Below are 11,292 nucleotides of genomic sequence, written 5' to 3'. Positions count from 1 at the left end.
AATGAGCCGACCGGGTAAACGCGTTCCGTCGAACCGGCCTCTTCCTGGGGCTAGGCGCGGGCCGAGGAAAGTCCGGACTCCACAGAGCACGGTGGTTGCTAACAGCAACCCGGGGTGACCCGCGGGCAAGTGCAACAGAAAGTAAACCGCCGCGCACTCCGCTACGCTTCGGCGCGGCGAGGTGGAGCGGTAAGGGTGAAAGGGTGCGGTAAGAGCGCACCAGCATCGTCAGTGATGGCGGTGGCTGGGTAAACCCCACTGGGAGCAAGGCATCACGGCCCGCTCGACAGCGGGCCCGATCAGGCGTCAGTAGGCTGCTCGCCGAAGCCTGAAGGTAGCTGCTTGAGCCACCCGGCAACGGTTGGCCTGGATGGATGTTTACCACCGCGCCTTGGCGCGCGGTACAGAATCCGGCTTATAGGTTGGCTCATTCGCACCCACATTCTTATTTTTTGGAACAATGGGGCGGCATGAAGTTGTATGCCGCACCCCTGGATTTCCGTCCCATCGCGGAGGAATTCTCCGTCCCGACCACCTTCCCGGAAGAGGTCACTGCCCAGGCCGCCTCGGCGCAGGACCGCTACGCGGATCAGCGCCGCGATGCCCGCGATATCCCCCTCGTCTCCATCGACCCGGTGGGTTCTATGGACTTGGACCAGGCAGTTTTCATCGAAGCCCGCGATGGTGGCTACCGCGTGCTGTATGCCATCGCTGACGTTGCTGCCTTCATCGAACCCGGTTCTGTCCTCGAAGAGGAGTCCCTCAAGCGCGGCCAGACCATCTATCTTCCGGATGAGCCAGCGCGGCTGCACCCGGCAGAGCTGTCAGAAGATAGAGCCTCGCTGCTTGCCGACGTCGACCGTCCCGCCGTCCTGTGGACCTTCGACCTCGACTCAGCCGGTGAGGTGCAGGACTTCTCGGTGGAGCGCGCGCTCGTGCGCAACCGCGCACGGCTGGACTATGACCAGGTCCACGAGGATTTGGAGAATGGCTCCCTGCATTCCTCCATTGCTCTGCTGCCGGAGGTAGGCAAGCTACGTCAAGCCTCCTCCTTGCGCCGAGATGCCATTAACCTGCGCATTCCTTCGCAGCGCGTATCAGAGAGCAGTGATGGGAGTGAGGGCCACTACGAGCTCGTGATGGAGCCGCGCTACGAAGTTATGGACTATAACTCGGAAATTTCGCTGCTTACCGGCATGTGCGCTGGCCGCCTCATGGAATCCCATGGCATTGGATTCTTGCGCACCTTGGCAGCTGCTACCCCGGAAGCTGAGGCTGAGTTCCGTTCCGAAGCCCAAGCACTGGGTTTCTCGTTGGAAGGACAATCAATCTCAGAGTTCTTGCATTCAGTTGATGCTGATTCTCCCCGCGGCATGGCCGTCATGCGCGAGGCGCAGCGCCTGCTGCGCGGCGCAGATTATGTGTGGCTCGAAGAGTCCTCAGCCGACGTTCATGCGGGCATCGGCGGCTATTATGCCCACGTCACAGCACCGTTGCGCCGGCTCGTTGATCGCTTCGCCACCGAGGTTTGCCTCGCGTTGAGTGGCGGCTACGAGGTCCCGGAGTGGGTGCGCAACCGCGCCGGGGATGTCATCTCCACGATGCGCTCCACCTCACAGTTGGCTTCCCAGGTGGACCGAGCCTGCCTCAAGCTCACTGAGGCCACCGTGCTCGCTCCCTGGGTGGGCACCAACTTCGACTCAGTCGTGGTCGATGGCGGCGACAAGCGCGACAAGGCACGCCTGTTTATCCTTGAGCCGCCGGTGATAGGGGAGGCTGTGGGCCAGCCTCCCACGGGTAGTGAGACCACCGTCTCGCTGGTCAAGGCTGACGTCGCTGAGCGCGACGTGCTCTTTGCCTGGCCCGCCGACTAGCTGTCGGTCGCCGCTGGTGCGCCGGCATTCAGCGGAACTACGAGCAAGCCATCCTCCGCTAAATCCGCGGCGAAGTTGGTGGCCTTGGTGCTCGGGACATATGCGATGACCGCCGTTGACGTACCGGCATGCGCTGAGCGTGCGGCAGCAGCACCGCGGGCGGTTGCCAACTGCGCGAGCTTCTCTGCAGAATCAAAACCATAAACCGTAGCCAGGGCGGACTGCGACTGTGTCAGCAGCGGGAAAAGCTCTGTCCCGCGGCGTGAGCGCAGTGCACGGGCCACGCCTTGGGCACGCTGGGTTTCCTCCGCGTAGAACGTCAACCACGCCGTGGCCTGGGCAATGGTGGGCTGGTTGTCAGGACCATGAATTTTGTGGACGGCTGCCAACCAATCAAGGACGCGCTGCGGCGCATCCGGCAAGAGACGCAGCGATTCCGTGCCGAAGGCATGGCAGGCATCATCGATGAAACGCTCGCGGGCACGAATATCACTGATCGTCTCCTCGCAGTCAAAGTCGCCTGGGACAGCAAGCGCATAGGCTACGAGGTCTTGGTTCACCGCGTGTGGTGCCTGGGTGACGGAGCCATCGGCATAGTCGATGATGGTGACGGACTCACCCGTTCCGCGCAGTGCGGCGGAGTGGCGGGCACGCAAGGCAGGGAAGCGCGCGAAGGTTCCTACGGCCTGTGAGCAGACCTCAGCCAGACGTGCGCGCAAAGGTGCATCGAACGGTTCATCAGCCCCGCCCAGCAATGCAAGAGCGGTCGCAGTATCGATGGCTGCGGCAGCGCCCAGTCCGGCATTGTCGGGGATGTCCGTGACTACCGTGATATCTGCACCGGCAGTCTCGCGGGAGAGCAACTGGCGGTTGATCATCGTGTAGACAACTCCGCCCAGGCGGGCTGCGAGGCCACCTTTCGGCGCAGGGGGCGCAATCGGCTGGCCCTCAGAGTCAACGCTGGGCTGCTGTTCGGCGGCAAGAGCAGACACCTTCTCCAAGGCGATGAAATCCTTGGTGGTGCTGCCATCAGCAGACAGGCAGCAAACGGACACGGTGCCATCGTCTCGGGGGCTGACGGCAACTGCAGCGCGCAGATCTGCCAGGCCCATGATGGCGATGCCGCCGAAGTGGTCGATGTGCTCGCCGATGAGCGACCACGTGGCCGGGGCGCTCGCGATGTGCGTTGGTTCGGTACCGATAGCGTCGCGGTGAGCGGTGCGTGCGCGGTCGACGACCGGTGTTGAAGGGGCAGTCCACTGGGGCATCGGGGAGGTACTCCTTTGCAGGTGGCGATAGGTTCTCTGCGCTGGGGCAGAAGAGAGTGACCTGTCTATTCTAGCCGCACGATGCGCTGCCGGTCTGTAGTGTGGGGTGCACCGAGAACCGAAAGCTCACCTTTCTGGCCACCGTGCCAGAGAAGTAAGCCAGTTCCCGCGGTTCACTGAATGAGGGATGAGCATCCCAGAATGGAGAAGACAATGGCTGACGCTGACAAGAAGTGGTTCTACGATCCCTCTACCGGTGAGGTATCCCAGGGCAAGGTTTCCGGCTGGGAAAACCGTATGGGCCCCTATGACTCCCGTGAGGAAGCCGAGCAGGCCATCGAGATTGCCAACGCCCGCACTGCCGCGGCCGATGCCGAGGACGCAGCCGAAGACGACTACTAAAGCAGCGCCTTTGAGCACAACTGCTGACAAAGAACAGATCCCGCTGATTCCCATCCACCGTGTGCCTTGTGCATTGGGTGATAGGGGAAACAGCGGGGTCAGTGTCGTTCTACACCGTTCGACTAAGCAGAGTTACTTATCCAGCTTCTTACGCAGCGGCTTAAAGGCCGACTTAATCGCCTTGAAGCTCTCTGCGTAGGCGTCGAGTGCTTCCAAGCCGATGGCGCGCTCACGCTGGTAGAGCAGACCATAACCAAAGGTGTCTTCGCCGCGGCGACGTGCCGTTTCTGCAAGCTCAATGAGCTTGTCTCGGGACGTGACGGAATCCTGGAAGTCACCCAAGACCGACTGCATGTTCTTGCACGCCTTGTAGAGGCCCTTAGTCTTGAGATTGGTTGCAGAGCCCGCAGCCTCAGCGGCGTAACGCAGCTTCTTGGCAGCCTTACGCATGTCGTGGAAGTACTCCTCACGCTCATGCAAGGTCAACTCAGTGTTATCCCAGTTCTTAACCGCCTTCTTGTGGCGCTTCACCAACTTGTCATACGCCTGGTTGAGGTGCAGCGCCATAACCGTATCGAGGTCATGGTGCTCCGCGTCCTCGCTCTTAGCATGCTTCGGCTTGGATTCCTTCGGCTGCTCCTTCTGCTCTTGAGTCTCATTCTTTTCTGTCGATTCGGATGCTGCAGACTCCGCCTCAGAATCGATTGCGTTGTCCTCGAGCTCGGTGTCCTCACCCGCGACTGGCGGGTTGGCCAGGAACGCATCGAGAGCATCGAGGAGATCAAGGTACTGGTCGGAATCTAGAGCGGCAATGACGCGACGGTGGGCTCGGCGGTAGTCACGGCCCATGTCATGCGCGATGTGCTCACGAGTGGCCGCATCTAGTACATCCGAATCCTCAGATGCGAGCAGGCTCTGCCAACGTTCTTCGACGACTTCTGCATCGCGGGCTACGCCCAACATGCTGGCCAGCTGCTTGAGATCCGACTCCAGTCGTTCAATTTCCGGACCGACAACGATTCCGTGGAACGTTTGGAGGTGGCTGCGAAGCTCACGAGTAGCAACGCGCATCTGGTGGACGGAATCCCACTCGTCGCGGCGAACACGTGGGTCGTACTCCACGAGCTTGTCACGGTTAGCCTTCAGGGCGTTTACAACAGCAGCAGCGGGGGAGTCCGGATCGAGATTCGACACAGCGAGAGCCGGCGGCAGCTCAACATTATTGATGGAGTCACCCAAAGCTGATTTCAGCTTCGACGGGGAAGATGACACGCGGGCTCCAGAGCCAATAAGTAACGAAGTAGCGTGACGCAAGAGCGATCCGCCCTTCTTAGTAGCAGGAAGTTCTCCCGCGAGTTCAACTTCCCATTCGCGCCACGCGCACTGCACGCCGCCGGGAAGGAAGGAGAAACCGGTGACGTGGTCATCGCAGAACTCCGCGACAGGCTGGTCAGCCTCGTCGACCAACAACAACTCCGTACGGTTGTTGTCTACCTGCGCGATGGGCGCCAGAGGGTGATTACGGATCACAGAGCGGACTTCGTGGATGAGCTCAGCCGGAACCTCGTAGCGCCCATCAACCGGTTCGCCCAATTCGGCACGAATCTCAGTGCGTCCCGCATCGCTTGGAATCTTGATGTGCCAGCCATCATCATTGCCGCCTGTACGGCGACGCAACGTGATCTTCGCATGAGTAAGACGGAGATCCTCGGTGTCGTAGTAAATCGCGGACATTGAGTGATGGCGAGTTTCCGCGACTCGTGCGACCTCTTCGAGCTGAGTGAGATCAGGTACCGGGGTGGATTCGTCCACGGCGAACTTGGCTTCGACTTCTAAGAACGTCTTCGGAGACATACACACACCTTCGTCGGCAGAATGGATTGTTTATTGTCGGGCGGAAATGGCCCTGTCTTATGCACCTAGTTTACCTGGGTACGGGACTCATTTGTGTGTCCTTCCTCTTGCCTAGCGTGTTAGCTGCCGGCGCCCCTTCACCCCTGCGGAATCACCGCTGAGATGAGATTTTTCAGCTGCAGACGCCCCCGCGGACATGCCTGCACGGCTTCCCACAGCCAAAGATATAGTCCGCGCGTGCGGGAAGTAGCGGTCACGGATTGCCTCTGCGTCGAGTCTTCGCTGATCCAGAGCGTTAAGGGTGCGACGTGTCAGAGCCAAAGTTGCCTGTTCATCTTCCTCGGCAGCCCTTCCTGCGCAAGTTTCATCAGAGTTCTGGGCCGTAAAAGACTGGTTTGCTTCATCGAGCAGCTCTCCAATACGGGAAGCGTAGGACAAAATAAAGCTTCGGCGGTATGAAGCAAGATTTCCTAACTGCTGCGCAATCTCGGCGTGCTCACCGTGGCGCATATGCCAATCACATTGGCGCTGAAGTGACATGAAGAGATCAATGACATGGTCGAGGTCATCCTCAGCGCCGAAGATCGTGATGATCCCTTTAGGGTGAAGTTGTAAAGCGGAGCAACCATTCCTGTCAGCGATGACGCTGAGCAGCGTCGCTTGATGGTTAATGTATGGCGCGCTGATGTGAATTCGTTTGGAGGCGAATTTCAGAGGGGAATCGCCGCACAGTCCGTTGAGGCGGTGCTGTTGCTGAAGGCTTTGAGCTTTGGCGATAAGCGCACTGGCTTCTTGCTCGTACGGAGTCGACTCTGCCTTCTTAAGGAGGTTGATGATTTTGGCTCGTATCTTCTCTTCTTTGCTATCGCGTGAAGGTCTCGAAGTGGTCTCTTCCGCGAGAACGTCGACGTCACGCAACCAAGGAAGCCTCGTTACCTCTTCAACGAGTGTTTCCACCTCTTGAGTGCTCATACTCATGGATGTCGGGGGTTCAAGGGTTAGCCACTCTTTGCGGAGAACCGTAGACGTAATGTGGGCCGGTATCCGTCCAGCGGCGCGGTAGATAGTGGGGTAGCAGTAGTTTCCAAGTACATGGAGGAGGTCCTTGGGAGACCAGCCCCGTTGAGCGGCGTTAATGACGAGTTCGATAGCTCGGTCGCTGAGAGCTGAGTGGTAAGAGTTCATGATTGCCCTTCTTTTTGGTACATGTGTTCGTGATGTGGTGCCATTCAAGCATGCTGTTTGGATTAGCGTTTGTTGGTTCGAAAAGCTTTGCCCCCGAGTTACTCTTGCGAACAGGAAGAACGTTTGGCGGCGCGGGGGCAATCACGGCAACTTACGGCTGGAGTGCAGCACCCGCCGGTAGGGTTTAAATCATGAACAGCCAACACGAATTCGTCCTCCGCACGGTTGAAGAACGCGATATCCGCTTCATCCGTCTGTGGTTCACCGACATCCTGGGCGCCTTGAAATCCGTGGTGATGAGCCCCTCGGAACTGGAATCTGCGTTTGAGGAAGGTGTTGGCTTCGATGGCTCATCGGTCGAGGGGTTCTCGCGTATCTCTGAGGCAGACACCATCGCGATGCCGGACCCGTCGACATTCCAGATCATGCCCTTCGATAAGGGCGAACCAGAGCTCTCGTCGGCGCGCATGTTCTGCGATATTGCCCAGCCTGATGGCCAACCCTCGATGGTGGATCCACGCCATATTCTGCGCCGTCAGGTCACTGAGGCTGCCAACGAGGGCTTCACCTGCATGGCCTCGCCAGAAGTTGAGTTTTATCTTCTCGAAGATGCCCGCGATATCAATAACCTCGTTGCAACTGACAATGGCGGGTACTTCGACCAAGCTACTCATGACAACGCGCCAAGCTTTCGTCGTCGCTCCATGTATGCATTGGAGTCCATGGGGATCGCTACGGAATTTAGCCACCATGAAACCGCCCCAGGGCAGCAGGAAATTGACCTCCGCCATGCGGATGTACTGACGATGGCAGACCACATTATGACGTTCCGATACGTCATCAAGGAGGTGGCCTCCCAGCAAGGCGTGCATGCCACCTTTATGCCCAAACCTTTTGAGCATCGTTCGGGCTCCGGTATGCATACGCACTTGAGTCTCTTTGAAGGTGACTCGAATGCCTTCCACGATCCGGATGACGAAATTTCTCTGTCGGAAACGGCAAAGCAGTTTATTGCGGGAATTCTCGAGCATGCCGTCGAAATGACTGCAATCACCAACCAGTGGACGAACTCCTACAAGCGCCTCATGTTCGGCAGCGAAGCACCGGGGTCAGTGACCTGGGGTGTTTCAAACCGCTCTGCACTTGTGCGTGTTCCCACCTACCGACTGTCCAAGGAAATGTCGCGCCGAGTAGAGATCCGTTCGCTGGATTCGGCAATGAATCCCTACTTGGGTTACGCGGTGCTGCTCGCCGCAGGTCTTCGCGGGATTAAGGAAGGCTACGAGCTCGGAGATCCAGCAGAAGACGATGTCCACCAGCTGACGCGCCGGGAACGCCTTGCAATGGGCTACAAGGATTTGCCAACCAGCTTGGATCAGGCACTTCGTGAGTTTGAGCGCTCTGAGTTTATGGCGGAAGTCTTAGGTGAGCATGTCTTCGAGTACTTTCTGCGCGCTAAGTGGGATGAATGGCACGAGTATCAGCAGCAGATTACGGCCTTTGAACTTCGCCACAACCTGAACTTCTAGGAGAAGCATGCGCCCTGCATCTGTACCGTCACCAGCAACTCTTGGTCTGACGAGACCGACCGCTGCTGAAGACCTTGCTCACTTGGGGTGGGATAACGCCGAGTCACTCGATCTGCTGTGGACTTTGGCTGCAGCAGGCGATCCAGACATGGCGCTCAATACTCTCATGCGGGTCGTTGACGGAGCGCCAGAGGTCGTTACCGCAATGCGGGAAGATGAAACCTTTCGAGTTCGTCTTATCGCACTACTTGGCGGTTCATCGGCCTTTGGTGACCATCTTGCAGCGCACCCGGAGACGTGGAAGGAACTGCAGCGAGCGTTGCCTACGCCTACTGAGATGCTTCACACCCTTCTCACCACGGTGGGAGCAGAACCCGCAACCTTCGTTGATGCACCAGAGCGTCCCGATACCGCGAGCGAAGACTTGACGACTCCGGGAACCTATCGCGCCCAGCCAGGGGACCATAAGGCGCAGCTGAAAACGGTATATCGCACCCTGATGATGCGCATTGCCGCGCACGACCTCGCCGGTACTTTTCACTCGCGAAAGGGGCAGTCGCGACCGCAACCCCGCGTCGGTTTCCGCGAGGTAACGCGGCTTACGACGGCGCTGGCAGACGCCGCACTAACAGCTGCCCTGGCCTGCGCAGTTCGCGCTGTCTATGGTGATGAACCACTCGATGCGCAACTGGCCGTTCTGGCAATGGGTAAGTGTGGAGCGGGGGAGCTCAACTTCATCTCAGACGTTGACGTCATCTTTGTCGGTTCGGACGCCGCGCCCCGGGTGACGCGCCTGGCATCAGAGTTCAACCGCATCGGTTCGGCCTGCTTCTTCGAAGTCGACGCGAACCTACGGCCTGAGGGAAAGTCTGGAGCACTAGTACGAACCCTGGATTCGCACGTTGCTTATTACAAGCGATGGGCAGAAACATGGGAGTTCCAGGCACAGCTCAAGGCACGTCCGCAGACCGGGTATCTCCCGCTCGGGGAGGACTACCTCAAAGAAATCGGCCCCATGGTCTGGACAGCCTCCCAGCGAGAGTCCTTTGTTGAAGATGTCCAAGCCATGCGTCGTCGCGTCCTCGAGAACGTGCCAGAGGATATGCGCCAGCGTGAGCTCAAACTCGGCGAAGGTGGCTTGCGTGATGTTGAGTTCGCAGTGCAATTGCTTCAGTTGGTGCATGGGCGCTCTGATGAAACGCTACGTTCGTTGGCCACGGTCGATGCACTCGCAGCACTTGTACGCGCGGGTTATGTGGGCCGCGAAGACGGCACGCAGCTCATCGAAGCCTATGAGTTCTTGCGGTTGCTGGAGCACCGCCTGCAGCTGGAGCGATTCCGTCGTACACACACGATGCCGGCCAACGATGATGCCGCTGCGCTGAAGTGGCTTGCTATTAATGCAGGCTTCCATTCCCATGGCCAACAGTCAGCCGCGGACAGGATGAATGAGCATCTGCGCAAAGTCCGCCTGCTCATTTCGGAACTGCACTCGCGCCTGTTCTATCGCCCGCTTCTCAACTCTGTGGCGTCGATGTCCGCGGATGAGCTCAAACTTTCCCGAGAAGCCGCACTCCTGCAGCTGGCAGCATTGGGATACCGGCACCCAGAGCGTGCTTTCGAGCATCTTACCTCCTTGGCGGCGGGCAGCTCACGCAAGGCCCGTATCCAAGCCATTTTGCTGCCCACGCTGATGGAATGGCTCTCCTCTACTGCAGACCCTGACATGGGGCTGCTGAACTACCGCAAACTTTCGGAAGCGGCCTATGACCGAAACTGGTTCCTGCGCATGCTGCGTGATGAAGGCGTCGTGGGTCAACGCCTAATGAAGATTTTGGGCACCTCGCCGTTTACGTCGGAGCTCATCATCAAGGCGCCGGATGTGGTCAAGCAGCTTTCTGATGGCGCAGCCGGGCCAAAGCTGTTGGAGACTAAGCCGGAGCAGGTGTCGAAGGCACTCATTAATTCGACCAAACGCCATGCCAATCCGGATAAGGCCGTGGCAGTGGCCAGGTCATTGCGCCGCGTGGAGCTTGCCCGCATTGCATCAGCTGACCTCCTCGGATTCCTGCCAGTGCAACAGGTGTGCCACGAGCTTTCCACGATCTGGAATGCCGTCCTCGAGGCTGCACTGAGGGCTGAAGTTCGCGCGTGGCGGATAGACAACGAGGACGCGGAACCTCCTGCACGCATCGCGGTCATCGGTATGGGGCGTCTAGGCGGAATGGAGCTGGGCTTTGGTTCGGACGCTGACGTCATCGTCGTTGCTGAGCCCGAAGAAGGAAACGAAGAATCAGAGGCTATGGCGTGGGCCATTAGCATGATCGACAAACTGCGTCGCCGCCTGGCTAAGCCCTCCGGAGACCCACCGCTAGAGGTCGATTTGGGCCTGCGGCCTGAAGGAAGGTCAGGTGCAGTAGCCCGCTCGATTGAATCCTACGAGCGCTACTACTCGCGTTGGGGTGAATCCTGGGAGATGCAGGCGCTGTTGCGCGCCGCGTTCGTTGCCGGCGATGAGGGCGTAGGAGAGCGGTTTATGACCATGATTGATGAGTTCCGCTATCCAGACAAAGGAGCGAGCGAGAAAACGCTGCGCGATATTCGCCGAATGAAGGCTCGCGTAGATAATGAGCGCCTGCCGCGCGGTGCTGACCGCAATACCCACACCAAGCTGGGGCGAGGTGGTCTGACCGATATCGAGTGGACCGTGCAGCTGCTGCAAATGATGCATGCACACGAGGTACCGGAGTTACATGATCCTTCTACGCTCCGCGTGCTGGATGCGCTGGAGGAACATGAAGTTATTCCGGTGCAGCAAGTCCAGGACCTGCGTGAAGCCTGGCTATTGGCCACCGATGCCCGTAATGCTTTAGTCCTTGTCCGCGGCAAACGCGTGGACCAACTACCGGCACCAGGGCCGCAATTGGCACAGGTCGCCGGTGCTGCTGGATGGGCGCCAGAGAATAACCAAGATTTCCTCGAGCACTATCTCAAAGTCACGCGCCATGCCCGCAAAGTGGTGGATGAGGTGTTCTGGGGAGAAGCGGAGTCCTTTGAACATGACTAAACCGAGTCGCTAAAAATCTATATCCTTAGTACTAGGAAAAGACTTTCCCTCCGTGCAAAACCAGAGACCCACAGAACCACAGACCTCTCCCCATACAATCCGCCGAGAAGGAA

General features: G+C 58.7%; 7 protein-coding genes and 1 other RNA gene. 5 read left to right on the top strand and 3 right to left on the bottom strand.

Translation table 11 applies throughout. The annotated features are described in order from the left end of the window. Positions 1–2 precede the first annotated feature (2 nt). An RNA gene (gene rnpB / locus I6J26_RS02545) (RNase P RNA component class A) lies at positions 3–434 on the top strand. Positions 435–470: 36 nt separating this feature from the next. After that, positions 471–1,874: a ribonuclease catalytic domain-containing protein gene (locus tag I6J26_RS02540; protein WP_115023000.1), complete on the top strand. Its 1,404-nt coding sequence runs from the start codon at positions 471–473 to the stop codon at positions 1,872–1,874. Here the strand turns inward: I6J26_RS02540 and I6J26_RS02535 are convergent. Continuing rightward, complete coding sequence (locus I6J26_RS02535; RefSeq protein ID WP_115022999.1) at positions 1,871–3,142, bottom strand: galactokinase family protein; 1,272 nt, start codon at positions 3,140–3,142, stop codon at positions 1,871–1,873. The genes I6J26_RS02540 and I6J26_RS02535 overlap by 4 nt on opposite strands. A gap of 213 nt (positions 3,143–3,355) precedes the next feature. On the opposite strand from I6J26_RS02535, the gene I6J26_RS02530 reads away from it, so the two are divergent. After that, positions 3,356–3,544 (top strand): hypothetical protein, encoded by a 189-nt coding sequence (locus I6J26_RS02530; RefSeq protein WP_115022997.1) that lies wholly within the window; start codon positions 3,356–3,358, stop codon positions 3,542–3,544. Positions 3,545–3,676: 132 nt separating this feature from the next. On the opposite strand, the gene I6J26_RS02525 is transcribed toward I6J26_RS02530, so the two are convergent. After that, a complete protein-coding gene (locus I6J26_RS02525) occupies positions 3,677–5,398 on the bottom strand; it encodes a CYTH and CHAD domain-containing protein (protein ID WP_115022995.1) in 1,722 nt (573 codons plus the stop codon). 111 nt (positions 5,399–5,509) lie between these two features. After that, complete coding sequence (locus I6J26_RS02520) at positions 5,510–6,370, bottom strand: DUF2786 domain-containing protein (RefSeq protein WP_239121811.1); 861 nt, start codon at positions 6,368–6,370, stop codon at positions 5,510–5,512. A gap of 404 nt (positions 6,371–6,774) precedes the next feature. On the opposite strand from I6J26_RS02520, the gene I6J26_RS02515 reads away from it, so the two are divergent. Together I6J26_RS02515 and I6J26_RS02510 are read left to right on the top strand one after the other, a co-directional pair. Then, positions 6,775–8,112, top strand: coding sequence for a glutamine synthetase family protein (locus tag I6J26_RS02515; protein WP_115022991.1), 1,338 nt, complete (start codon positions 6,775–6,777; stop codon positions 8,110–8,112). Positions 8,113–8,119: 7 nt separating this feature from the next. After that, positions 8,120–11,179 (top strand): bifunctional [glutamine synthetase] adenylyltransferase/[glutamine synthetase]-adenylyl-L-tyrosine phosphorylase, encoded by a 3,060-nt coding sequence (locus I6J26_RS02510; protein ID WP_115022989.1) that lies wholly within the window; start codon positions 8,120–8,122, stop codon positions 11,177–11,179. Positions 11,180–11,292 lie beyond the last annotated feature (113 nt).

Source organism: Corynebacterium minutissimum, assembly GCF_016889765.1.
Lineage (GTDB): Bacteria > Actinomycetota > Actinomycetes > Mycobacteriales > Mycobacteriaceae > Corynebacterium > Corynebacterium minutissimum_B.
The sequence above is the reverse complement of the archived record's forward strand: the minus strand, read 5'-3'. Positions and strand labels throughout refer to the sequence as shown.

Excerpts from the sequence above, each read along its gene's own strand:
- I6J26_RS02540 (WP_115023000.1), top strand. The coding sequence starts at position 471 with ATGAAGTTGTATGCCGCACCCCTGGATTTCCGTCCCATCGCGGAGGAA.
- I6J26_RS02535 (WP_115022999.1), bottom strand. The coding sequence starts at position 3,142 with ATGCCCCAGTGGACTGCCCCTTCAACACCGGTCGTCGACCGCGCACGC.
- I6J26_RS02530 (WP_115022997.1), top strand. The coding sequence starts at position 3,356 with ATGGCTGACGCTGACAAGAAGTGGTTCTACGATCCCTCTACCGGTGAG.
- I6J26_RS02525 (WP_115022995.1), bottom strand. The coding sequence starts at position 5,398 with ATGTCTCCGAAGACGTTCTTAGAAGTCGAAGCCAAGTTCGCCGTGGAC.
- I6J26_RS02520 (WP_239121811.1), bottom strand. The coding sequence starts at position 6,370 with ATGAGCACTCAAGAGGTGGAAACACTCGTTGAAGAGGTAACGAGGCTT.
- I6J26_RS02515 (WP_115022991.1), top strand. The coding sequence starts at position 6,775 with ATGAACAGCCAACACGAATTCGTCCTCCGCACGGTTGAAGAACGCGAT.
- I6J26_RS02510 (WP_115022989.1), top strand. The coding sequence starts at position 8,120 with ATGCGCCCTGCATCTGTACCGTCACCAGCAACTCTTGGTCTGACGAGA.